Annotated in this window: 24 protein-coding genes and 1 riboswitch; of the genes, 10 read left to right on the plus strand and 14 right to left on the minus strand. The window is 31.6% G+C overall.

Annotated features, from left to right (window positions below; genetic code table 11):
• Positions 1-25: 25 nt before the first annotated feature.
• From IM744_RS10550 to IM744_RS10560, 3 genes are read right to left on the minus strand one after another with little or no spacing between them, the layout of a single operon-like run.
• Positions 26-595 carry a DUF4252 domain-containing protein gene (locus tag IM744_RS10550; RefSeq protein WP_194508104.1) on the minus strand — a complete coding sequence of 190 codons (570 nt, stop codon included), beginning with the start codon at positions 593-595 and terminating at the stop codon, positions 26-28.
• Between the two features lie 10 nt (positions 596-605).
• Entirely contained in the window at positions 606-1,130 is a 525-nt protein-coding gene (locus IM744_RS10555) for a hypothetical protein (RefSeq protein WP_194508105.1), read from the minus strand.
• On the minus strand, positions 1,117-1,626 hold the full coding sequence (locus IM744_RS10560; protein ID WP_194508106.1) for an RNA polymerase sigma factor: 510 nt from the start codon (positions 1,624-1,626) through the stop codon (positions 1,117-1,119). The genes IM744_RS10555 and IM744_RS10560 overlap by 14 nt, the downstream gene beginning before the upstream one ends.
• A 330-nt stretch (positions 1,627-1,956) precedes the next feature.
• On the opposite strand from IM744_RS10560, the gene IM744_RS10565 reads away from it, so the two are divergent.
• Positions 1,957-3,459: a S41 family peptidase gene (locus IM744_RS10565; RefSeq protein WP_194508107.1), complete on the plus strand. Its 1,503-nt coding sequence runs from the start codon at positions 1,957-1,959 to the stop codon at positions 3,457-3,459.
• Between the two features lie 129 nt (positions 3,460-3,588).
• On the opposite strand, the gene IM744_RS10570 is transcribed toward IM744_RS10565, so the two are convergent.
• Together IM744_RS10570 and IM744_RS10575 are read right to left on the minus strand one after the other, a co-directional pair.
• Positions 3,589-4,983, minus strand: a complete 1,395-nt coding sequence (locus IM744_RS10570; RefSeq protein WP_194508108.1) for a DUF5074 domain-containing protein — start codon at positions 4,981-4,983, stop codon at positions 3,589-3,591.
• 2 nt (positions 4,984-4,985) lie between these two features.
• On the minus strand, positions 4,986-6,818 hold the full coding sequence (locus IM744_RS10575) for a TonB-dependent receptor plug domain-containing protein (protein ID WP_194508109.1): 1,833 nt from the start codon (positions 6,816-6,818) through the stop codon (positions 4,986-4,988).
• 29 nt (positions 6,819-6,847) lie between these two features.
• Positions 6,848-7,071: riboswitch (cobalamin riboswitch) on the minus strand.
• 260 nt (positions 7,072-7,331) lie between these two features.
• On the opposite strand from IM744_RS10575, the gene IM744_RS10580 reads away from it, so the two are divergent.
• The 3 genes from IM744_RS10580 to IM744_RS10590 all read left to right on the plus strand — a co-directional run bounded on the left by IM744_RS10580 (position 7,332) and on the right by IM744_RS10590 (position 10,425).
• Positions 7,332-8,492 carry an ABC transporter substrate-binding protein gene (locus tag IM744_RS10580; protein WP_194508110.1) on the plus strand — a complete coding sequence of 387 codons (1,161 nt, stop codon included), beginning with the start codon at positions 7,332-7,334 and terminating at the stop codon, positions 8,490-8,492.
• Positions 8,493-8,607: 115 nt separating this feature from the next.
• The gene (locus tag IM744_RS10585) at positions 8,608-9,630 is read left to right on the plus strand and encodes a FecCD family ABC transporter permease (RefSeq protein ID WP_194508111.1); all 1,023 of its coding nucleotides are present in this window, start codon (positions 8,608-8,610) and stop codon (positions 9,628-9,630) included.
• Positions 9,631-10,425 carry an ABC transporter ATP-binding protein gene (locus tag IM744_RS10590; protein WP_194508112.1) on the plus strand — a complete coding sequence of 265 codons (795 nt, stop codon included), beginning with the start codon at positions 9,631-9,633 and terminating at the stop codon, positions 10,423-10,425.
• 7 nt (positions 10,426-10,432) lie between these two features.
• On the opposite strand, the gene IM744_RS10595 is transcribed toward IM744_RS10590, so the two are convergent.
• A complete protein-coding gene (locus IM744_RS10595) occupies positions 10,433-10,834 on the minus strand; it encodes a hypothetical protein (protein WP_194508113.1) in 402 nt (133 codons plus the stop codon).
• 45 nt (positions 10,835-10,879) lie between these two features.
• Between IM744_RS10595 and rmuC the strand changes: the two genes are divergently transcribed.
• The 3 genes from rmuC (at position 10,880) to IM744_RS10610 (ending at position 13,255) form a co-directional block, all read left to right on the plus strand.
• Positions 10,880-12,271, plus strand: coding sequence for a DNA recombination protein RmuC (gene rmuC, locus IM744_RS10600; protein WP_194508114.1), 1,392 nt, complete (start codon positions 10,880-10,882; stop codon positions 12,269-12,271).
• Positions 12,272-12,335: 64 nt separating this feature from the next.
• Entirely contained in the window at positions 12,336-12,701 is a 366-nt protein-coding gene (locus IM744_RS10605) for a 6-phosphogluconate dehydrogenase (RefSeq protein ID WP_194508115.1), read from the plus strand.
• Between the two features lie 5 nt (positions 12,702-12,706).
• Positions 12,707-13,255, plus strand: coding sequence for an acyl-CoA thioesterase (locus IM744_RS10610; RefSeq protein WP_194508116.1), 549 nt, complete (start codon positions 12,707-12,709; stop codon positions 13,253-13,255).
• Here the strand turns inward: IM744_RS10610 and IM744_RS10615 are convergent.
• From IM744_RS10615 to IM744_RS10625, 3 genes are read right to left on the minus strand one after another with little or no spacing between them, the layout of a single operon-like run.
• Complete coding sequence (locus tag IM744_RS10615) at positions 13,252-15,543, minus strand: TonB-dependent receptor plug domain-containing protein (RefSeq protein WP_194508117.1); 2,292 nt, start codon at positions 15,541-15,543, stop codon at positions 13,252-13,254. The two genes, IM744_RS10610 and IM744_RS10615, sit on opposite strands and share 4 nt — an antisense overlap.
• The gene (locus IM744_RS10620) at positions 15,527-16,438 is read right to left on the minus strand and encodes a FecR family protein (RefSeq protein WP_194508118.1); all 912 of its coding nucleotides are present in this window, start codon (positions 16,436-16,438) and stop codon (positions 15,527-15,529) included. The genes IM744_RS10615 and IM744_RS10620 overlap by 17 nt, the downstream gene beginning before the upstream one ends.
• 47 nt (positions 16,439-16,485) lie before the next feature.
• Positions 16,486-17,010, minus strand: a complete 525-nt coding sequence (locus IM744_RS10625; RefSeq protein ID WP_194508119.1) for an RNA polymerase sigma factor — start codon at positions 17,008-17,010, stop codon at positions 16,486-16,488.
• Positions 17,011-17,124: 114 nt separating this feature from the next.
• Between IM744_RS10625 and IM744_RS10630 the strand changes: the two genes are divergently transcribed.
• The 3 genes from IM744_RS10630 to IM744_RS10640 all read left to right on the plus strand — a co-directional run bounded on the left by IM744_RS10630 (position 17,125) and on the right by IM744_RS10640 (position 19,528).
• A complete protein-coding gene (locus IM744_RS10630) occupies positions 17,125-18,198 on the plus strand; it encodes a hypothetical protein (protein WP_194508120.1) in 1,074 nt (357 codons plus the stop codon).
• A gap of 154 nt (positions 18,199-18,352) precedes the next feature.
• Positions 18,353-18,736, plus strand: a complete 384-nt coding sequence (locus tag IM744_RS10635) for an OB-fold protein (protein ID WP_194508121.1) — start codon at positions 18,353-18,355, stop codon at positions 18,734-18,736.
• Between the two features lie 27 nt (positions 18,737-18,763).
• Positions 18,764-19,528, plus strand: a complete 765-nt coding sequence (locus tag IM744_RS10640) for a T9SS type A sorting domain-containing protein (protein WP_194508122.1) — start codon at positions 18,764-18,766, stop codon at positions 19,526-19,528.
• A gap of 102 nt (positions 19,529-19,630) precedes the next feature.
• On the opposite strand, the gene IM744_RS10645 is transcribed toward IM744_RS10640, so the two are convergent.
• The 5 genes from IM744_RS10645 to rpmH all read right to left on the minus strand — a co-directional run bounded on the left by IM744_RS10645 (position 19,631) and on the right by rpmH (position 25,212).
• A complete protein-coding gene (locus tag IM744_RS10645) occupies positions 19,631-20,503 on the minus strand; it encodes a T9SS type A sorting domain-containing protein (RefSeq protein ID WP_194508123.1) in 873 nt (290 codons plus the stop codon).
• A gap of 187 nt (positions 20,504-20,690) precedes the next feature.
• A complete protein-coding gene (locus IM744_RS10650; protein ID WP_194508124.1) occupies positions 20,691-21,491 on the minus strand; it encodes a T9SS type A sorting domain-containing protein in 801 nt (266 codons plus the stop codon).
• A gap of 5 nt (positions 21,492-21,496) precedes the next feature.
• Positions 21,497-22,021 (minus strand): ankyrin repeat domain-containing protein, encoded by a 525-nt coding sequence (locus IM744_RS10655; RefSeq protein ID WP_194508125.1) that lies wholly within the window; start codon positions 22,019-22,021, stop codon positions 21,497-21,499.
• A 78-nt stretch (positions 22,022-22,099) separates the two neighbouring features.
• Complete coding sequence (carB, locus tag IM744_RS10660; protein ID WP_194508126.1) at positions 22,100-24,952, minus strand: carbamoyl-phosphate synthase large subunit; 2,853 nt, start codon at positions 24,950-24,952, stop codon at positions 22,100-22,102.
• A gap of 98 nt (positions 24,953-25,050) precedes the next feature.
• On the minus strand, positions 25,051-25,212 hold the full coding sequence (gene rpmH, locus IM744_RS10665; protein ID WP_040278062.1) for a 50S ribosomal protein L34: 162 nt from the start codon (positions 25,210-25,212) through the stop codon (positions 25,051-25,053).
• Positions 25,213-25,234 lie beyond the last annotated feature (22 nt).

Here is a 25,234-nt window from a genome sequence, read left to right on the forward strand (position 1 = left end):
TGCTTTTAACATGCTCGGGTCATAATTAGTTCTTTTTACCAACTTTTTCTAAGTTCTTTCCTCCTGGCACATTCATCGTGCTAGTGATTTTAGAGATTTCTCTTAAATCTATATCACCTGTAATTGATACGACTACAGTTTCAAATTCACGTTTTTCTCCGTTAATTTCTATGTTTGAATCTTTAGTTAATTCCTTCAAACCACTAATGAGCATGAATAATTCTTTTACATGATTCTCATCTTTTCCTTCTTTTACATAGAATTTCACAGTTTGTTCACCATCTTTAAAACGCATCAATTCACTTAGGTTTGCTTTATTGATATGACCTTCTGCATCTGCTTTCATATTTGCAGAAATTGCAGAGTTTCCTGTGCTTAAAATTTTCACACTTTGAATTTTCTTGACCATTTCCATAAACTTTTGCGCATCTGGATCATCTAAATCAATGTCTATAGTTGCGAGCATGCTAAACATTTTTGAGTTGATAACACCAGAGCTTACGTCTTTCATGTCCTCATATTTATCAAACATACTTTGTCCAAATGAGACTGTACTTGTCAATGCTATTGCGAATATTAATATAAATTTTTTCATAATTGTAGTTTTAGTTTTTACTTGTTTTAGTTTTTTTCTTTTTTGATTTTAAAATCTTGTTTGTTGCTTTTGAAAATTCAGCAACTGGTTCGAATTTTTCGGCACCTTCTGATAATTTGTTAGACATTAATCCAAAAGCTGCCATATTACTTTCGCCTTGTTCAAATTTTGAACCTATAAGGTTAAAAACTTCTACTGCTTGATCATAATCTTTTTGCTCTTGAAGAGTTAATTGACTGTATGTCAATTTGTCCTCACCAAATTGGGTGGTGAAAATCCCTAACGAGAGAACTAATAATGCTGCGACAGAAATCCATTGATAGATATGACTCTTTTTAGTTTTTAACGGAACGTCTTTTGTATATAAATCCTCTTGTTTTGTTGTGTTAAAGTATTGAAACATGGTTTTGTATGACTCCAAATGTGGCGCAACCTCTTCTTGAGCAAAATATGCCTTGAGCTGCTGCTCTTCTTTAATGGTTGTCTCACCATTGTCGTACTTTTCCAGTAATTTTTCTATACTATTTAATACCATAGCGATGTGTATTAGTTAATTTTTCTCTTATTGTTTTTCTAGCTCTTGATAAAGCGACTCTAATTGCTGTAGGATTCATATCTACTACTTTTGCAATCTCATCAAAGTCATACTCTTCTATATCTCTAAGCTGTAATATTATTTTTTGTTGTTCTGGTAATTCTTCAATTATTTTAGACACCCAATCAACACTATCTCTAGCTTCAACTTGTTTTTCTAATGAGGTGTTATTCTCTTCGTAATTACTATGAACTATTTTCAAATTTTGTGCCTGTTTTGATTTTAATCTGTCTAAACAAAAATTCTTTGTCATTGTCATAGAAAATGCTTCTAAGTTTTTGTATTCGGCAATCTTCTGTTTATTCTTCCATAATTTTAATAAAATCTCTTGCGTTGCATCCTCTGCTTCTTCACGAGAAACTAGAAGTCTTTTTGCTAAACGAAAGACTTTATCCTTAAAAGGCAATACTAATTTTGTAAAATCAGTTTGTGTCATTTGTGGTTGGTTAGTTAAAAAACGAATGATTAATTCCGCTTCTTATTATTACGACGAGCATGTATCAGTTTTGTTACAATCTAACATTTATAATTTTTTGAATGTCACATTGAGCGCAGTCGAAATGCTTAAATTAGTTAGATATATTAATAAATATGATAGGTATTAAATTTTTTAATTTACAATAATGTAAGTAAATTTAGAGTTAACTAGACTAAGGTTACCTTATAAAAATTGAAAAGGAAAATTAATCAAAAATTTCAGAATAAAAGTAGAACAATGCTATGGTCTCTTTTTTTCTTCGGAAATTTTAAAACACAAAAACCACACATGAAACTATTAAAAATTAGTTTACTCCTCTTAATCACACTGTCATTGACAAGCTGTTTTGAAGATCAAGATGACAACCTTATATCTGCAAGTGAAATCAACGATTTTGTTTGGAAGGGTATGAATGCAGTTTATCTTTATAAAGATGACATTACAGATTTAGCTAATGATCGTTTTACAACTAATGAGGAGTATGGCAATTATTTAAATAGTTTCTCTGATCCAGAAAACTTATTTGAAAGCCTCATCTATCAAAGAGTAACTGTAGATCGTTTTAGTGTTATTGTTGATGACTATATTGCTTTAGAACAACAATTTAATGGTATCTCTACAAGCAATGGAATGGAATTTGGGCTTTTTAGATTCAATGAAACAGATACAGAGCTTTATGGTTATGTACAATATGTAATGCCAAATACATCTGCAGAAACTCAAGGTGTAACAAGAGGTGATATATTTTATGGAGTTGATGGCGTGCAACTAACTATAGAGAATTACAGAAATTTACTTTTTAGCTCTAACAATAGCTATACAATCAATTTAGGTAATTATGATGATAATGGAACCAACGATGATCCAAATGATGATAGTGTAACAGAATCTGAAAATTCAATTAATTTATCCAAGCAATCCTATACAGAAAACCCAATTCTAATTAGTAACGTTTTAAATTTAGATGCTAATACTGTAGGCTATTTAATGTATAATGGGTTTACAGGTACAAATGCTTTTGATTCTCAACTTAATTCAGTTTTTGCAGATTTTAATGCTGCAGGCGTTACAGATTTAGTTATAGATTTAAGATATAATGGTGGTGGATCTGTAAATACTGCCATTTGGTTATCTTCAATGATTACTGGACAATTTACTGGTGATGTTTTAGTAAGCGAACAATGGAACAGTGAACTACAAGAACAACTAGAAAATAATAATCCGCAAAGCCTTTTAAATCCTTTTGTTGATGAAATGAAGAAATTTAATACTGATGGTGATGTAGTTTTTCAAGAAAACATTAATCATCTAAATTTAAATAAAGTCTACATCTTAACCACTAGAGGAACTGCTTCTGCAAGTGAATTAGTAATAAATGGCTTAAACCCATATATAGATGTTGTACAAATAGGTAGTACCTCTAGAGGAAAATATCAAGCCTCTATCACAATTTATGATTCTCCAAATCTTGGAAGAGCAGACGCTAATCCTAACCACACCTATGCCATGCAGCCTTTAATATTTAAAACTGTAAATTCTGTTGGTTTTACAGATTTTGATTCTGGTCTAACTCCAGACATTATAGTAAATGAAAATTTTGGTAGTCTTGGCACTTTAGGAAATATGAACGAACCTCTTTTAGCTGCAGCTATAGCAGATATTGAAGGTACTGGAAGGTTTAGCAATCAAGGGAATTATGACATTAAAGAATTTAAAAGTTCTAAAGATTTCAAACCTTTCGCAACCGATATGTACAGTGATCATATTTTAAATCTAGAATCATTTAAATAATAGCAAAGAATATAATAATAAAAAAGCCACTCTCTCGAGTGGCTTTTTTATTTATAAACGCAGCGAAGTCCTTATAAAAATAATGGTGATAACACCTAGAACTTTTTACCTCGCTGAGTTATAATATATCTAGTTAAAGTAAATTCCACCAGGAATAATACTTACTGTAACATTTGCATCTAATGTATTAGAAGACAAGTTGTATGATGACAATGTTCCATTGCTTGTAAAATCTCCTGCATCAACACCATATAAAACTGAATTATTTACTGTCATTCCGTAGAAATTTAAACCAGTAATTTCTGCATTAGTTGGCAATGTTGTTTCACTAGTTGCCATTTTAAAAACACTTCCAGCTGTATAATAGTATAATGATCCATTATCTAAAGCTAAATGGTTTGGGTGTTCTGTCGTTTCAAAATCTATAGACGTCATACTGTTATCTGTCGTATTTATTTTTGATAATTTTCCACCAGTTTCATCACCTGTCCAAGATGGCTTACCGCCAGCTAATACCCATAAGTTTCCTGAGTTGTCTAATTGCATAGAATTTGGAACATCACCAACTGTAATTGTAGAAGACACCGCATCTGAAGTCGCATCAATAACAGATATCACGTTATTTTGGCTATAACCACCTTGATGAGCCACATATAGTGTATTATTACCAGCTACGATTTCTTCAGGACCTTCTGCAACAGAAATTGTTTGAGCAGTTAATGTGTTAGAAGACAAATCTATTACAGCTAAATAATCATCTGTAGCAACAGATCCATCACCCCAATTTGTTACATATCCTTTTCCATTTGCAAATGCAATAAATCTAGGATTATTTAATCCTGTATTAATTGTTGCTACAGATACAAACGTATAACGATCCACAACTTCAATAGAATTAGACACATTTAATATGATATATGCTAAATCACCATTAAACCCAATACTTTGAGCAGTATCTCCTAACGGATTAGAATTCACAGTACTATAAATATTATTTTCAACCGTTTGTAAATCATAAGACACAAACGATACAGAAGCGTTTCCTTGTCCAAAATTACCTTCGTGAGATATTAAAATCCCATTTTCAAAAGGAGCTGTTTCATCATCCATAATTGAAATAGATGCAGAATTCATATTTGATATGAGTTCTAAACTTCCATCTACGGTCTCTAAAGTTACAATTAGAGTTTCATCATTCTCAATATCTGCGTCGTCAATAATACTAACAACTAAATCAATAGAGCTTGCTCCTGCTGGAAGCATTAAAGAACCAGATAAAACATCATAATCTAAACCTGCTTCTGCAGTTCCAGAAACAGAGTATGTGATTTCTACATCAGACCCAAAAGTTTGAGTAGAAATAATATTAAAAATAGCATTGCCTGCTGTCTCATCATAAGTATCCTGAGCTGACTGGATTCTTATTTCAAAAATTGAGCTCCCACTAACATCATCGTCGTTACTACAAGATGTGAAAATTGCGCCTATAAATAAGGCTACTAGCATTAATTTGTTAAGTTTCATTGTTAAAATTTAAGTATTAAATTGATTGTAAAATTCCTGTTTGGCATTGGTCGCAATGCTACGTTTTCGTAATAAGTATTATAAACATTATTTATTCTAAAATCGGCCTCATAAGTCAATTTGCCTTTTGTATTAAAGGTGTAAGCTACACCTAGATTCCCAACATCAAAACCGTCAAGTGTGTTACCTATAATTTCAACTTCACCATTATATAGGTGCTGATAAAAAGCAGTAAAAGACTTATAGTTATAAGCTAAAGACATATTCGCTTTGTGTAAAGGCACATAAAACAAACGCTGATTTTTTTCTACATCTTCGGTTTCTGTATATGAGTAGGCACTTACAAAATTAAATGTATGTTTTTTGAATGTTATTTGGATGCCAAACTCTGCTTCTAATCCATAATGTTTGGCATTAGCTACGTTTACAGGATTCCAGTATCCTGTGGCACTATTTGGTCGCCATTGAATCAAATCTGATGTTTTGATGTAATACGTGTTCAGTTTTAAAGTTGCTTTTTTATAACTAAACTCGTGACCTAAATCTACTTGATAGGATTCTTCTGGGTTTAAATCTAAATTACCTCCAGGATTCCAATACAAATCATTGAATGTTGGTATTCTAAAATTTTTAGAAGCATTCAATTTTATGGTATACCATTTTAAAATTTGATAATTCGCATCACCAGAAAACACTAAGGGACTATCAAAATCTGATATCACATCTTGACGTACGTTTAAATTGTATTGTAATTTTTCACTTGGTCTATGATTTAAAATAGCTGTTGCAGAAAAAGCATTCCGTTTTGGATTGCTAAAGCTATTACCAATTGCTGTGATGTGATTAAAATCTGTAATTACATTTAGACTGAGTCGTTTAGAAAATTGTCGTTTGTAATTATGCTTAATTAAAAAGGTATTGGTTTTACCTTCAGAGAAATTGTCTAGTGTTTTATTTTCAAAGTATTTAAATCGCTCTTGTAAATGAACTGCTTTTAAAGATGATGTAAATTGATTCCCTATATGTGTCCAATCTATCATACTACGATAGTCCTGGGTTTCATATTTACTATTAGAAGGTGCTAACAATGTTGATGAGAACTCACGATCACCTCTAAAGTTTTGGTGATATATTTTTAAAACGTCCTTTTTAGAAAGTATATACCCTAAATTAAAATTAAGGTCTAAATTATTAAATGCTCCATTTTCGTTTTTACGATCTGTGCCTAAAAATTTGTAATCGTTTTTAGAATTCACATAAGCAGCACCAATATTTGCTGACCATGTTCCATTTCCGAAGGACCCATTATAACTTATATTTTCAGTATCAAAACTCCCATAGGCAAGCTGAATACGATTATCAAAGTGCTTTTTAAAATCTAAATCGTTAGACAAATGAATGGTACCACCAATGGCTCCACTACCATATTGTACGCTTCCTCCTCCACTTCTAATACTAATATTATCGTAATTTGCAGTAGAAATAGTGTTGAAGTCTACTTGTCCGTTGAGTTGAGAATTGATATTAATTCCGTTCCAAATTACAGCAGTTTGTGATGCATTTGTTCCTCTAAAAGAAGGAGATGACACCATACCGTAACCATTTTCTTTAAAGTAAATATTGGAATTGAAACGTAGAACATCTGTTAATGAAGTCTTATTTTTTCTCAAAAGAGAATCACTCAATACAGTTAGCTTGTAACCTTTAGTGTATTGTTTTAACTTGACATCACTCAAAACCACCTCATCCAGCTTTTGAATAGAATCCAAAGTTGTTTGTGTCCAAGCTAAACTGCTAAAAAGCAGAAATAAAAAAAATAGTGTTATCTGTCTCATACCTCAAAGACTTTTCTCCCGAAAGTCATTTTTGATTTAAGAATCTGGCAGGTCTCCTGACTTGTTTCTTATTATTTCACCTTCCCAGTAATAAACCAGTGGTATAGAAGAAAATAATAACTCTCGAAAGAGTACTGAACTAAATTCAGTATAAACTTACAGTTGCGGGAACAGTTCTGGAATTGAAAATTAATTTCTCACCAGATTCCCTTTTAATTGACTTTGTCGTCATTCTGAATTTATTTCAGAATCTCATCATACTTTTACGTATGTGATTAGCGACTTAGTCAAACCAAAATTCGAGTGCAAAAGTACTATATTAAAGTAACTCAATAAGACAAATCATTACTTTTTCTTATTCATTTTATAGATAAGGTAAATGAACCCAACTAAAAAATGGCCAATAATAATACCTGCAACAATATATAATGTTAAATTTGAATCGCCTCTCATGGTATAATTTTTATCAAAATTAATGATAAAACGTCAAACCAAAAGTTACAAATGTTACCAATGAAATACTTTAAATTTTTATTCCTTCTTTTACTCATAAGTTCATGTAAAAATGAGACAAAACAAGATCTAATTACAACTCCTACAACTCAACAGCAAGAGTTAAAATATGCCGAAGGCTTTTTAGTTACAAATGTTAAAAACTATAAACTTCTAACAATTAAAAGTCCTTGGCCTAAGAGTGAAAAAGTTTTTAAATATGTGTTAATTTCTGCGGAAGAAGCTGCTAAAACAACATTTTTAAAAGATGAATATGATGGCATCATCATAACACCTGTTCAAAAAATTGTAGCAACCTCAACAACTCATATTCCTGCGTTAGAACTTTTAGAAGTTGAAGAAACTCTAATAGGATTTCCTGGAACAGATTATGTGTCTTCGGAAAAAACAAGAACTCTAATCGATAATGGAAACATTAGAGAGTTAGGAAAAAATGAAGGCATCAATACCGAAGTCTTATTAGAATTACGTCCAGACGTTGTGGTCGCTTTTGGAGTTGATGGCACAAATAAGAGTATGGAAACAATTCAAAAAGCTAGAATTCCTGTGATTTATAATGGTGATTGGGTTGAAAAATCACCTCTAGCAAAAGCAGAATGGATCAAGTTTTTTGGTGCACTTTATAACAAAGAAAAAAAAGCAGATTCTATATTCAATCAAATAGAACACGATTATCTAGATGCAAAAAAAATTGCATCAAACTCTACAACACGTCCAACTGTTTTATGTGGTGCTATGTATAAAGATGTTTGGTATTTACCTAATGGCACAAGTGCAGAAGCTCAGTTTTTAAATGATGCCAACGCGAATTATTTATGGAGTGACACAAAAGAAACAGGAAGCATCGCTTTAAGTTTTGAAGCTGTTTTTGATAAAGCTCAAACGACCGATTTATGGTTAAGTCCGTCGTATTATTCTAGTTATGAAGCTTTAGAAAAATCAAATGCTCATTACAAGCAGTTTAGCGCATTTAAAGATAAAAACATCTATACATTTTCTAATACCACAGGAAAAACTGGAGGTGTTACTTATTATGAATTAGGAATGGCTCGACCAGATTTAGTACTCAAGGACATGATAAAAATTTGTCATCCTGAATTATTACAAGATTATGAAACGACATTTTTTAAACCTTTAAGATTAACTGATAAAACAGACTAATGTCATTCAGAGCATTCCGACGACAGTCGGAGTCGAAGAATCTTTTTAATAAAATTCAACTTAAATAATGAGATTCCTCGTTCCTCGGAATGACAAATGTGAATGACAACAAAATATGAAAACCAAGCACACATATTCATTCTTTATCTTAGCAATACTCTTATTGCTCTGCTTTGTTGTGAACATTAGTTTAGGGTCTGTGAGTATTCCATTTTCCGAAGTAATTGCAAGTATTTTTGGTAATTCTAATAACGAATCTTGGCAATATATCATACAAGATTATAGATTACCAAAGGCGTTTACTGCTATTTTGGTTGGTTCTGGTTTAGGTATTTCAGGATTGTTGATGCAAACATTATTTCGTAATCCACTAGCTGGACCATTTGTTCTAGGGATAAGTTCTGGAGCAAGTTTAGGCGTTGCCTTAGTTATTTTAGGTTCTGGATTATTTGGAGGTATTTTTGCAAGTTTACTCATTTCTAAGTGGAGCATCGTTATTGCAGCAAGTTTAGGAAGTTTTCTAGTATTGTTAGCTGTATTGCTCGTCTCCTCTAAAGTGAGAGACACAATGGCCATCTTAATTATTGGATTGATGTTTGGGAGCATAACAGCAGCTATAGTAAGTGTTCTCTCCTATTTTAGCTCTGCAGAACAATTGCAACAATACATTTTTTGGGGCTTTGGAAGTTTAGGCAACTTATCATGGAATGAACTTTTTATTTTCTTCGGAATTTATCTCCTCGGAATCCTATTAGCCATCTTTTCCATTAAAGCATTAAACACATTTTTACTTGGAGAAAACTATGCTAAAAGCTTAGGGTTAGATGTAAAGACCAGTAGATTTATAATTATCATCTCAACAAGTTTATTGGCTGGAACGATAACTGCTTTTGCTGGACCTATTGCTTTTATTGGATTGGCAATTCCGCATATGACACGACAAATTTTCAACACCTCTAATCATAAAATCTTATTACCAGCTGTATTCTTATTTGGAGCTATTGTGATGCTTATTTGTGATAGTATTGCACAATTACCATCAAGTGATTACACGCTACCAATTAATGCAATTACATCTTTGATTGGTGCTCCTGTAGTGGTTTGGTTATTGGTAAGACAACGTAAAATGGTGTTTTAAATGACAAAAAGCAGCAAACATACCATCCTTAAAACCAAACACCTTTCCATTGGCTATAAAATCAAGAAAGGAACATTTGTTATTGCAGACAACATCAACCTCGAACTCAAACAAGGTGAACTTATAGGTCTTGTTGGTGCTAATGGTATTGGGAAATCTACACTTTTAAGAACTTTAGCGACTATTCAAGAACCGTTGGATGGTCGTATTGAAATAAATGACATTCTAATTGAAAATCATACTGCTTTAGATTTAGCTAAAACGATGAGTTTGGTGCTAACTGAGCAATTGATGTCTAAAAACTTATCCGTTTTTGAATTGGTTGCTTTGGGTCGTCAGCCTTATACCAATTGGGTTGGCAATTTATCTGAGGAAGATGTTTCCGCAGTAAAAAAAGCTATTGAACATACCAATCTTACAGATTTAAAACATCGTAAATGTTTTGAACTTAGTGATGGTCAACTTCAAAAAGTAATGATTGCACGTGCTTTAGCTCAAGATACAGATTTGATTATTCTAGATGAACCAACTACGCATTTAGATATGTATCACAAAGCATATATTTTGAAATTATTGCAGAGATTAGCCAAAGACACTAATAAAACGATTCTATTTTCTTCACATGAGATTGATTTAGCTATTCAATTGTGTGACACGATGATTGTGATGACTAAAGATAAGGTTGTATCAGATTCGCCATGTCATTTGATTGAGCAAGGTGTTTTTGAGACTTTATTCCCAAAAGATTTGATAGGTTTTGATAAGACTACTGGCAGTTTTAGGGTTAAAAAGTAGTTTTTAGTTATAATTTTCGTTTTTGAATCCACCAGAAAAAAAATACTAAATTTTGTATTAACGTATACGCGAGAAAGTAAATAAAGTTTAATTCTACAACACATAAACCCAATAATAATATCGAAGGAAAAAATAAAGTCGCATTTTTATCTCTTTTACTCTCAAAACCTGGTATTAAAAAATAAACAGCAAAACTCATGGCATTCAAAATTGACAAAATCCAAATAGCAATATAGAGCAACTGAATAATACTAGTACTATCTCCAATTATAATTTTCCCAATCAAAAAAGGTATAACAACATTAAGGACTAATGCTATTATGTAAAATTTCTTAACTATTTGTTTTTCTTCGGAAACTTCCATTTTTAAATCAATTGGCTCAAATTTAAATAAATTAATACAATCCATTTTGTGTACAAATCTTTTATCTTTGATTAAATTTCTATTCTTTTTATGAACGACAATCTCATACTCATTTTAGCCATTCTTGTTTCCGCAGCAATTGGTGCCTATTTAGGAATGCTTTTTATTAAGCTAAAAAGTAAAAGTGAACAAAGTACTCTAGAAGAACGCAACTCTAATTTGGCACAACAACTCCAAGAGTTAAAAATGCTTCATCAAACTGAGAATGAGAAACAAGATTCTTATTTCAATACGAAGTTGGGAGAGCTTTCTGAAACCATTTCAAAAATTGAACTTGATAGAGAAAGCATTAGACAAGAAAAAGAGTTTTTAAATACAGAATTAGCTAGACGTAACAGTGAATATGAGAACCTTCAGAAATTAAGCGATAAACGTGATGAAGAAATTGAATTACGCCAAGAACAATTACGTAAAGATTTTGAGTTATTAGCTACCAAAATCCTAGATGAAAAATCCGAGAAATTCACGCTTCAGAATAAAGAAAACATCAAAAATATATTAAATCCGTTACAAGAAAAGATTCAATTATTTGAAAAGAAAGTAGACGATACTCAAAAGGAAAGCATCTCCATGCACTCGTCATTGAAAGAGCAATTGTTAGGATTGAAGGACCTTAACCAACAAATGACCAAAGAAGCAACCAATTTAACTAGAGCTTTAAAGGGTGACAGTAAAATGCAAGGAAATTGGGGAGAATTGGTACTTGAACGAGTTCTTGAAAAATCTGGACTAGAAAAAGACAGAGAGTATTTTGTGCAACAAAATTTCACTAGAGAAGATGGCACAAGAGTATTACCAGATATTGTTTTGCACTTACCAGACAATAAAAAAATGGTTATTGATAGTAAAGTGTCTTTAACAGATTATGAACGTTACGTCAATGCAGAAGATGATGAACGTGAACTTTATTTAAAAGCGCACATCAATTCTATTAGAAGACACGTAGACCAATTGTCGGAAAAAAAATACGAAGACTTATACGATATAGAAAGTCCGGATTTTGTATTACTTTTTATCCCAATAGAACCTGCTTTTGCAGTAGCCATTAATGCAGATAACTCAATCTACAATAAAGCATTTGAAAAAAACATTGTCATCGTTACACCATCTACCCTTTTGGCAACTTTAAGAACAGTTGATAGCATGTGGAATAACGAAAAGCAACAGCGTAATGCCATTGAAATTGCTAGACAAGCTGGAGCATTATACGATAAATTTGAAGGATTAGTGAAAGACTTAACAGGTGTTGGAAAGAAAATTGACGATGCTAAAAAAGACTATTCTTCTGCAATGAATAAATTAGTTGAAGGAAAAGGAAACCTTATAACGAGTGTTGAAAAAATTAAAAAATTAGGAGCTAAAGCTAAAAAATCATTACCAGAAGCTATCATCAAAAGAGCTATAACTGATGATGATGAATAATCGCATCTACCTATTTGTGACATCATCTAAAAGCAAAGAATAACGAATTTAAAAGTTGAAAAATATGAAAAAAGTATTGAGCTTTCTGGTTATAGGAGTTATTGTAGTACTCGCTTTATACTATGCTGTAATCTATTTTGTACCGTATAGTGAAGGCTATCGTTCTGGAGAACTCATTAAGTTTAGCAGTAAAGGATTTATTGCTAAAACTTGGGAAGGAGAAATAAGTCAAGGAATCTCTGGTGCACAAATTTTCTCTTTTTCCGTATTAGATAAAGACAAAGAAGTTATAGCAGATTTAAAAAAGTTTCAAGGAGAATACGTAAAACTTACCTATATTGAACGTTATGGAACTTTCTTTTGGTTAGGTGACAGTAAATATTTTGTTACTAAAGTTGAACAAGAATCTTCCCCTCATTTTAGAAATTAAAGCCAATGACTTATAAAACGATAGATTCTTCGAGGATTAGTATTTCAGAATTAATGCAACCATCACACTCCAATTTTGGTGGTAAAATTCATGGTGGTTATATTTTAAACTTAATGGATCAAATTGCGTTTGCGTGTGCTTCGAAACATTCAAAAACGTATTGCGTTACAGCATCTGTAGATACGGTTGATTTTTTGAATCCCATAGAAATTGGAGAACTCGTTACTATGAAAGCTTCTATAAATTATGTTGGTCGCACCTCTATGGTTGTTGGAATTCGAGTAGAGTCGGAAAACATAAGAACCGGAGAAATGAGACACTGCAACTCGTCATATTTTACAATGGTTGCGAAAGATGATGATGGTAATTCTACTGAAGTTCCTGGATTAATCGTTAATGACAAAAATGAGGTCAAACGTTTTTTAAAAGCAATTAAACGAATCGAAACAAAACGTTCACGACAAGTTGAGTTTGAAAGTGCAGATTTTTCTCATATCGATTACCTTGAAGATTTGAGCAAATATCGTGTAAAAATAGAGCTTCCAGATAATTAGAAGTGAACTCTCAATACTGCATTTGGCGTAATCCCTAATGAACTCTGCATCGTCTCACTCACGGTATTATCATTAATTCTATAGAAATTATTAATCTGATTGTTTTTGTTTAATACATTCCAAACTGAAAGGCCTAAATCAACTTTCGTAGCTTTCCATAATCCAATATTATATACTGCGGAAATATCAACTCTCAAATAATCTTGTAAATTACTAGAATTAGTTGGCTCATAATTTATGGCATCATCAACAATCTCATCATCAGCAATTGGTTGTGTTATTGGTCGTCCTGAATGCCAATTGAGTCCAGCAGATAGTTTTAAATCTTTTAAAGTATAGTTAGCTCCAAATGTAATTGCATGTGTAATATCATAATTATTAGGGATGACATGTTCTGGCAAAAAATTAAATTTATAATCACTATTTAAGTACGAATAGCTCAACCATGTTGTGAACTCTTTAATTTGTTTTCTTAAAATAAAATCCACACCATGCGCCTTATAATCACCACTGGTTTTTATAAATTCATATTGATTTTGAAATCCTTGACTTTGAGTCGTTATTCCATTCACATATTTATAATACGTGTCTGCACTTAGCAGCCAGCCTTTTTTACTAAAACTTAACCCTATAGACACTTGTTTACTTCTAATAACAGGAATATCTTCATCATTAGACAATTGCCATCGTCGTTTTTCTATACCTAAAAAATCATTCTGAAAATTAATAACTTGAGATGTGTTTTGATGTTTAAATTCTCCTAAGACCTCAAAAGAAAAATTATCAAGAAACAAATGGTTAAACGATACTCTAGGTTCTAGAATGTCCTTTTTAAACTTATCTAGATAGTTAAAACGAAGACCAAAATTTAAGCTTGTTTTCTTGTTTAACGATGTGTAATTTAATTGAGAAAAGAGTCCATGAGTTCTTAAAACTTCAGAAATTAAAGATTTAAAACGCGGATTATCAACATCATCCAAATTTGTGATTTTAGTCTCCACAAAATGATAACCATTTAAAAATTGCAAACGTTCATTTAGCTTATAGTTAGCTATAAATTTTATACTTGTTTCAGATACTGAGTTTTCTTGCAAAAATCGTTGTTCATCAATTATGTTGGCATTGATTGCTTTTAACTTATAATCGGTTTCATAGACCTCAAAAGTGGTTTGCCAATTGTCATTCCAAACTCTTTTATAATGTAATGCACCAGCAATACTATTTTGGCTTAAACGACTTTGACGAGAGGTTTCAGTTTCATCAATAATTGTGTTTTCATTAAATCGTAATTCGTTATTTGCATTTAAAAAATTGACTTGCAATTGATCTTTTTCTGAGATATTATAAATCCATCGTAATGAGGTATCATAAAAATCGAATTCTTGGTCAGAGTTTACTGTATTATTAGTATTTGTTTCAACTTCGGTATTTTGAGATATCCGTTCAAAAAAGTTTGTATATGTTGGTGTTTCTGTAAAATCACTAATTGATTTTCGGGATGCTACTTGTAAGGATGATTTTTCGCTTAAAGGAATATCAGCAAAACCATTAGCATCAATAAAATTCATGCCTAAACTCCCTTTAAAAGTATCGTTAATTTTAGAGCTTGTTTCCATAGCTATGGTCCCTGAAACACCATCGGTAAGTGTTGTCTCTGTTCCGTTTTTCAATACACTAACATTTTGTGTTATCTGCGGATTAAACATAGAAATTAAACCGAAAAAATGTCCTGATTGATACATCTTAATTCCGTCCCAAAGTATCAGGTTCTGGTCATGAGTTCCACCTCTAATATTAATATTTGAAACGGTTTCATTGATACTTTGAATTCCTGGAAATGCCTGCACAGCCTGTAATACATCTGTATCAATTAATCCTGGAAGGATATCAAATTGAGTGAAATCAATTTTGTAAGACCCATTATTTAGTTTACTAATTCCTTTGACAATGTACTGAGACACTACGACTTGAGATAATTGCTGTAAATTGAAAGCTGTATCTTTTATACCTACCAAAATAAAAGTACCATCTAAATTTTGGAATGAAAATTTGGTATTTATCTCTAGATAAGATAAAGCTTCGTTTAAAGTTAAACTTTCCGAAGGAGGAATAATCATTATCCCTTTAAGACCAGCTTCAGCATAATTAAATTGAATATTATATTGGCTTTGTAAAGTAGTAAAGACTTTGGTTAATGGCTGTTCTTGTTGAGCCTTTTGAGCGTATGCTTCAAAAGAAAAGATAAAAAAAAAGAAAGTTAAAAAATATAATTTACTTTTTTTTCCCATAAATCACAACGTCGTTTGAAACATTAATTTCATAAGTCAAATCCATAGGTTGTGTAATCGATAAAAGGGCATTTTCCATATCATCATGCATAAAACCTCCCGTAAACAAACGTTTAGTATCAACATCTTCGGCAATAATCTTAATATCGTATTGACGTTCTATTTCGGCTAAAACAGTTTTAAATGGAACAGCTTTAAACATACTTTTATTAGACGTCCATTCTGGTTTCAAAATAGAGATCTTATCTTGAGAGAATGAATTATCTAAGATTCTAAATGTATCTCCAGCCAATAGTTTCTCTGTATGCGTTCCCGAAGTAACACTTACAATACCTTCAAAACATTGTACTTCAAAATAGTTATCACGTTGCTTAACATTAAACTCTGTACCAACAACAGTAACAACACCTTGAGATGTAATCACATCAAACGTTTTACCTTTAGCGACTTTAAAATAAGCTTCTCCATTAAGGTTTAAACTTCTATTGTTATTCCAATCTTTCTTACTGAACTCAATTTCTGAATCTGCATTTAAAGTTACCTTAGAGTGATCTGGAAGTTCTATGGTTGTTTTTTGACTAGCTAAAGTTTGTACTTGTGTTAAGTTACCATAGAAAAAAGTAAAATAAACGCCAAAAGCAATAACCAAGATGCTAGCAATTCTAAGCATAGGCTTAAACCAATCTAATTTTCTCGTCTTATCATTCTTACTTTCATAAGCCAATTTAAAATCATTGAAAGATTCAGGCTCAGAAAGATTTGAAGCCTTAAACTCTTTTCCGCCATCAACTATTGCTTGGTACAATTCAAAATCTTCTCTTTGCTCAAATAGGTTTCTTTCAGCAGGAGTTAACTCATCATTTAACCATTTTATTATTTGATCTTCTTTATTCATAAATTTATTTACTACTTATATAACAACTTAAGGTCTATTTCTCCTGATTACTTTATTTTAAAACCTTCTAATTCTTTCTTTAAAATGTTGAATGCACCATAAATACGATATTCTACTACTTTTTTGGTGACACCCAAAAAATCGGCAATCTCACTATGTGTCTTACCTTCTGCCTTGCTTAACAAAAATGCAACGCGTTGTTCTTCGCTTAAATTTTCTAGTACTTTTTTATAACGCTCAAAAAATTGATCATGCTCCAAAATAAATTCTGGTGTTTCATTGGTATGGGATTTGGGTACTTTTTTTTGATGATTAAGCACCACTTTATGGTGTTTAATATCGTTAAGGACCATATTATTCGCCACAGTAAACAAAAATGATTTTGCTTTACTAAGTGTTACTTTTTTGCAGTTGTCCCAAAGTTTAATAAAAGCGTCTTGTACTTTATCTTTTGGATTAAACTGTTCTCCATATTTATAGTAAAGGAAATTATGAACATCTTTTGAGTACGTATTATATACATGCTCAAAAACTTTGGCTTCACATATATTCTCGTTTATATCTTTTGGCAATTTGTTGATTTTAGGCTCTAAAGGTAGATATATTTTTATTTTATTTTTTTCAGGAGTTTTAAAAGTTGAGTTGTTATATATTAAATAGCATTAGAAATACTCAAATGCAAAATCATGAAAAGAACTATTAAAACTTCTCTAATTTTACTTTTTTCATCTGTGATGATCTTTACGTCTTGTAGATCTGAAGAGACAGAACTCATAGTAACACCTCCAGAAGACGTTATAGAAAGCAACTCTCTAGTAGCTAACCTAATACAACGTACAACATTAAATGATGGATCAAATGATAACATTTTAGATGTTGCTAATTGTTTCAATATTAAACTACCTATAAATGTTACAGCAAATTCAATTCCAATTGATATAAATAATAGTGATGATTATTATTTAGTAGAATCTATTTTTGATGAATATATTGATGATTCAGATGCTATAACTATTACATTTCCTATTACTATAGTGAATTCAGATTTTTCCGAAGTCATCATAAATGACATGAGTGAACTCACATCTACTGCTAATAATTGTAATGGAGAAAACATTAATGACGATGATATAGAATGTATTGATTTTATGTATCCGTTTTCAGCATCAAAATTCAATATTAATAATGAATTAATCTCTTCGGAAACGTTTACTAACGACCATGATTTATACCGTTTCATTGAAGAAATAACTACAAATGATATAACGAGTATAAACTTTCCAATATCTGTTCTATTATCAAATAGTACAACACTAGAAATTAGTTCACTTTCTGAACTTGAAACAACAATAGAAAATGAACAAAATGCTTGTGATGAAGATGATGATTTTGATTATAATGATGATGATTGTGACGATTGTACTCAAGAATTACTAGCCAATTTCCTAACAGGCTGTCAAAATTGGTATGTTGATAAAGCAAGGAAAAACAGTAACAACTACGATAATGTTTATGATGGTTATGATTTTAACTTTTCTACAGATGGTACAGTAACCGCTTTCTGGAATTCGACATTAGCAACTGGCACATGGTACACTACAGGTACAGCAAATAATATTTCTGTAATTATAAATATACCAGGACTTTCGTACTGTAATAATACCTGGAGCCTTCAAGAAATTAATACTAATGACTTAACAAAGATTGATTTAAGAGTTGGTGATGAAGATCGATTACGATATAGAAATACATGCAATTAATACCATTTTAATTTAAAAATGGGATGAGAAACAACACACTTTGAAAAAGAAAAATTAAGGAATTAATTGGTTAGGTGTTGTTCATAATTGCATTTACAATGAACTGCTTTAGCGATAAAAGTTGAAGCAGTTTATTACTCAAACAAAAGAAAACATGCGTAAAAGAATTATTGTTTTTATTGTTATTCTAATAGTAGCTATTATAAGCTACATGTATATCTATCAAGACCATAGAAATATAAAAAATGAAGTTGCTCAATATAAATTAACCTCTAATGAAATTGCTTTGCAGTTTTCTGAAAATTATAAAAATATAGAAACCAAGTACTTAAATACCACAATTGAAGTTAATGGTAAAGTTTCAGAAAACGATAGCAACTCCATTACATTAGATGATAAAGTGTTTTGTCAATTTAATAAAACTATTAAAAGGACAGTTGTCTACGATTCTAAAATAAAAATAAAAGGTCGTGTTATTGGCTATGATGACTTGCTACAGCAAGTAAAATTAGACCAATGTTCAATCAATGAATATTAAATTACTAATCTATAAAAACAAAATATTATGAAAACAAATTACTTTTTAAAAACAGTCTTTACATTTTTATTTGCAGCTTTCTTAAGTCAGCAAGTAAATGCGCAACAGTTTAAATTATTGGTCGTTGACCCAGTAACAGATACTGTAACTATTAAGAACTTTGGTTCTACTACTGAAGATATTGGTACACTCAGGTTATGTTCTCTATTTGGATATAAAACATTAGCTACTCAAACTACAGTAGTGGATGGATCATTAAACCTTGCACCAAATGCTGAAGTAACAATATCTATACCAGGCTACCTAAACGATACTGCAGCAGATTTAGGACTTTACACTCCTACTGGTAATTTTGGTACAGCAGCCAATATGCTTGACTTTACACAATGGGGAAGTGGAGGAAATGGACGTGAAAATGTTGCAGTAGCAGCAGGAATATGGACTGCTGGCACTTTTATAAATGTAGCAGCTCCTTATGAATTTAATGGAACTGCAACAGATTTTGGAGTCAATTTTTGGGACACCCTTTTAAGTGTTGATGACTTAAATACATCTACTCGTTTTAGTGTGTATCCAAACCCTTCGAGTTCTATAATAAATATTGAATTAAACGGTAGTCAAACTAATTTAACTTACGAAGTTTTTGATATTCTTGGTAAACAAATAGTTTCTGAAATATTAGAACCTGGAAACTCATCTAAAATTGACGTTTCAAGCTGGAACAGTGGCTTATATCTCATTAAAATTACAAATGGTGATCAAACTGAAACAAAACGTTTCGTTAAACAATAAATATAAATTAAAGCCAAATACTATCATATTTTTATGTTTATCACATAATAAAAAACCTACCAATTAACAATTGATGGGTTTTTTATTACTTTTTTATGCGTTTTATTGCTTAACAAAACGTTTTGTAAGTGTTTGTTTATTGGTTGATATTCTTACAAGGTATACACCAGAATTCCAATTGGATACATCAATAGTTGATGAGAAATTGCTTAATAATTTTGAGTATACTTTTTTACCAAGAACATCATACACAGTAACAGTTGCTTTATCTAAAGTTTGAGATAAATTGATATTTAGCTTTGATGTTGCTGGATTTGGTGAAATTTCAAATTCGTTATGAGTCTTAAATTCTTGAGTGCTTAATGTTGTAGAAGCTGTGATATTATCTAAATTAATTGTAGCCACAACAATATCTGCACCAGCCCAAGTTGGGTTATTACTACTTAATATTCTCATTGTATTAACAGCAGCTAATGCATCATTAATTGATACAGCTCCTGAACCTCCAACAGCAGTAAAATTTGAAGCAGAAATAGGGATAATCACTGGTTGCCATCCAGAACCTGCTGCAACATTAACAGCATTTGTTGTACAAATACGTTTTCCGTTTGGACCTTGAAATGCTACTCTTATGTTTAAATCATTAGTTAAAACTCTAACATCAAATTTAATGGCAATAATACCTTCACTTATAAAATTTGAAGACCATTGTGATGAAGCATTAAATATTACCATTTTACTTCCTGCTCCACCCATTTCTGGAGGCGTTGATGTATAGGTTAAATAATTATCATCTATGCCATCTGGTCCATCTGTAGCTACATTTGCAGGTGGAGAAACTGCAGTACTTGGATTTCCAATAATCCAATCTTGAGTTGTTCCATCCTCAAAATCATTTACCTGGTTGGCAGAGACTTGTGACAATGATATTGCAGACGTTAATACTATTGATATAAAAAGTAATTTTGTTTTCATAGTCTCTATTTTCAATTGGCATCTATTATGACACTTATAAATATAGCAAAAATGATTCCAATTTTACAACTATAAAACTTAAAGCTAGATTAATACTAATCTTTCAATTAAAAAAAACACCAAATGCATTAAAACAAAAAAGCTACAAAACTTAATTTGTAGCTTTAATTTAAAAATAAAATAGTTCTTATTGTTTAACAAAACGTTTCATTACAACAGATTTTTCCGAAGAAATTTTAAGAATATACAAACCACTATTCCATCTAGAAATATCAAAAGTAGTTGTTATTGCGTTTATTTTTCTATTTAACACTTTTTTTCCTAATACGTCATAAATTTCAACAACTGCATTATTATTAAAAGTTCCTAATTCTAAAGTAAAACTATTTTTAGCAGGATTAGGAGATATTTTAAAATCATTAAATTCTAAAGTATCTTCACTTAATGTTAAACCTTGCATAGTGATTCCTTTATTATTTATGCCATGCCATTCTAAATCAAAACCTGGATAGCCATATCTAGCCCAAACTAATTCAATAGATGTTGCAGAAGCAGAGAATGCATAATCCTTTGCTTGACCTGTATTTGTAGCTCTAGTAGCAATAAGAGTTCTAACTCCAGAATTTACGACATTTGAGGTTATAGACCAATCACGTTCACCTTCAGGATCTTCTGTTGGAGTGATCCCTATAGCATCTTCTCCTGCCTCTTGACCTTGATAACCAAAAGATCTATCTGTAAGAGTTGTTCCGTCATAAATAACAACATCTCCACTTGAAGTCATGCTTTGAACTCCAAATCCTAAGCCTAACCATCTATCACTTGGTCCAATCATTGTTAAAGTAACAGTCGTAGAATTTACATCTATCTGTGCAGAATATTCTAATCCAGAAGTATTAGACAATTCCATTAGACCTGTCGTATAGGTCTGACCGAAAGACATATTAATATAGAGTAACCAGATTAAGGCTAAAGTAATTTTTTTCATAATAATTATTTTTTATTGATAAGGTCAATTATCGATTCGTTACTGGTCATTGCTGCATAGTTTTTTGCTGAATTCCCTCTATTGTCTTTGAAATCCACATCTGCCTTAGCATCCATGAGTAATTTAATTATTTTTTCATTTCTGAAAATAATAGCATAATGCAATGAAGTTGTCCCATTGACATCTGCTAAATTTGGATTGGCATTTAACTCTAACAGACGCTCAACAATTAATGGTCTATTCTTATATACAGCAGCCATTAATGGCGTACCATAATCACTGTTACCATCAATATCTTTAACCATAGTTGCTAAAAATAATGCAACCTCTGTATTACCATTATAACATGATAATGTTAAAGGGACAAAACCTTTTTCATTTACAACATTGATTGTATCAGAGTTAATTTCCATTAACGCTTTAACGTCATCAATTGTACCAGTACGAGCAACATCAAAAATATCTTTTTGAGCAAAAGAAAAAAAGGTTACCAGTAGGCAATTGATTAAACAGAATTGTTTGATTTTCAAAATTATAGGTTATCAGAAATGTTTTGCAATTTAATAAATTAAAAAGGTTTTTGAAGAGTCGTTCAACGAATAAATAGGTTATTTACTCAAATACATCTTACGTCTTGAGTACAAATTATAAAACTCATCATCCTTTAAACTATCAATAAATAAGATACTTTCTCCAGTACTTTTCATTTCTGGTCCCAGTTTTTTATTCACATTTGGGAATTTATTAAACGAGAATACTGGTTGCTTAATCGCATAACCTTCTAATTGCGGATTGAAATCAAAATCGGTTACTTTCTTTTCGCCTAACATGACCTTAGTTGCATAATTCACATAAGGTTCTCCATACGCTTTAGAAATAAATGGAACTGTACGTGATGCTCTAGGATTGGCTTCAATGATATATACAATATCATCTTTAATAGCAAATTGTATATTTATTAAACCAACTGTGTTTAGTGCTAGTGCAATCTTTTTTGTATGATCTTTAATTTGTTGCATTACAAACTCACCTAAATTAAAAGGAGGCAAGGTTGCATTACTATCTCCAGAGTGGATTCCGCAAGGTTCAATATGCTCCATAATACCAATGATGTACACATTTTCACCATCACAAATAGCATCAGCTTCAGCTTCTATCGCTCCATCAAGATAATGATCTAAGAGTAATTGATTTCCTGGCATTCTTCTCAATAAATCAACAACGTGCTCTTCTAGCTCTTGTTTGTTAATTACAATTTTCATCCCTTGACCGCCAAGAACGTAAGATGGTCTCACCAATATTGGAAAGTCTAAAACATCTGCAATTGCTGCAGCTTCATCTGCTGTAGTAGCGATATCAAATTCAGGATAAGGAATATTATTTTCCTTTAAAAGATTAGAGAACAATCCTCTATCTTCAGCTAAATCAAGAGATTGATAAGTTGTACCAATAATTTTTATTCCGTAGCGATCTAATTTTTCAGCTAACTTTAAAGCAGTTTGTCCACCTAATTGAACAATGACACCTTCTGGCTTTTCATGACGAATAATGTCATAGATATGTTCCCAGAAAACAGGCTCGAAATATAATTTATCTGCAATATCGAAATCTGTAGAAACAGTTTCAGGATTACAATTGATCATAATGGTTTCGTAGCCACATTCCGCAGCTGCTAAAACACCATGTACACAACAGTAATCAAATTCTATACCTTGACCAATTCTGTTTGGTCCAGATCCTAAAACGATAATTTTCTTTTTATCTGAAACAACGCTTTCGTTGGCTGGAAATATTTTTCCTTCGGAAGTTTCCACTTCATTTTCAAACGTAGAATAGTAATATGGCGTTTGCGCTTTAAATTCCGCAGCACACGTATCTACTAATTTATATACACGATTGATTTTTAATTCGTCACGTTTATTATATACTTGACTTTCTAAGCATTTAAGCATATGAGCAATTTGTCTGTCTCCATAACCTTTCTGCTTAGCTTCTAATAATAAATCACGATCAATAGTATCTATTGTAAATGTTGAAATCTCTATTTCTAATTGATGTAGTTCTTCATATTGCTTTAAGAACCACATGTCAATTTTAGTGATTTCATGAATTCTACTCAACGGAATCCCCATTTGAATCGCATCATAAATAGCAAACACACGATCCCAACTTGCAAACGTGAGTTTATCTATAATTTGCTGATAATCTCTATATCCTTTTCCATCTGCTCCTAAACCATTACGTTTTATTTCGAGTGATTGTGTTGCTTTGTGCAACGCTTCTTGAAATGAACGACCAATTGCCATCACCTCACCTACAGATTTCATTTGTAATCCTAAAGTTCTATCTGATCCTTCGAATTTATCAAAATTCCAACGTGGAATTTTCACAACAACATAATCTAAAGTAGGTTCAAATAATGCAGATGTAGAACCTGTTATTTGATTATTTAGCTCATCTAGCGTGTAACCTATTGCTAACTTTGAAGCTATTTTTGCAATTGGATAACCCGTTGCTTTACTTGCTAATGCAGAAGAACGCGATACACGTGGATTGATTTCAATAGCAATTATATCTTCTTTTTCATCAGGACTTACAGCAAACTGAACATTACAACCACCAGCAAAATCACCAATACTTCGCATCATATGGATTGCCATATCACGCATTTTTTGAAATGTTTTATCAGACAAGGTCATTGCTGGAGCGACAGTAATTGAATCCCCTGTATGAATTCCCATAGGATCCATATTTTCTATTGTGCAAATAATAACAACGTTATCATTAGAGTCACGCAATAGCTCTAATTCATATTCTTTCCAACCAATTAAGGCCTTATCAATCATAACTTCGTGAATTGGAGAGACCTCTAAACCACGAGTTAATAATTCATCAAAATCTTCTTCTTTATAAACAATAGCTGCTCCATCACCACCTAAAGTAAAGGACGCTCTAATCACTAAAGGAAAACCGAACTCCTGAGCGATTTCTTTTCCTTTTAAATAAGACGTAGCTGTTGCTTGAGGTGCCATTGGAATACCAATTTTAAGCATGAGCTCTCTAAATTTCTCTCTATCTTCTGTAATATTAATGGCGTCAATATCTACACCAATTATATCGACGTCAAAATCTTTCCAAATTCCTTTTTCATCTGCTTCTATACAAAGATTTAACGCAGTTTGACCACCCATTGTTGGTAAAACAGCATCAATATGAGGATGCTCTTTTAATATTTTAATGATAGACTTTGTAGTTAATGGCAACAGATATACATGATCTGCCATTGTAGGATCTGTCATAATAGTTGCTGGATTAGAATTGATAAGTATCGTTTCAATTCCGTCTTCGCGAAGTGAGCGAAGCGCTTGTGTTCCAGAATAATCAAATTCGCAGGCTTGACCAATAACAATAGGTCCTGAGCCAATAATAAGGATAGATTTTAATTTGTCGTTCTTTGGCATTTTAATGTTTTTAAGAATTCAAAAATAGGTAACATTTAGGTACAAAAAAAGGCGTTACACCTAAGTAACACCTTTATTATATTAACAATTGTTAATCATTATCTTTTATGTCTAGTTTCAGTTGATACAGACAATTTCTTTCTTCCTTTAGCTCTTCTACGTGCTAAAACTTTTCTTCCGTTTACAGAAGCCATTCTTTCTCTAAAACCGTGTTTATTTCTTCTCTTTCTTTTTGACGGTTGAAACGTTCTTTTTGGCATTGTCGTATTTTTTTAAAAAACT

The sequence above is a fragment of the Psychroserpens luteus genome (assembly GCF_015319355.1).
In the GTDB taxonomy this organism is placed as follows: Bacteria; Bacteroidota; Bacteroidia; order Flavobacteriales; family Flavobacteriaceae; genus Psychroserpens; species Psychroserpens luteus.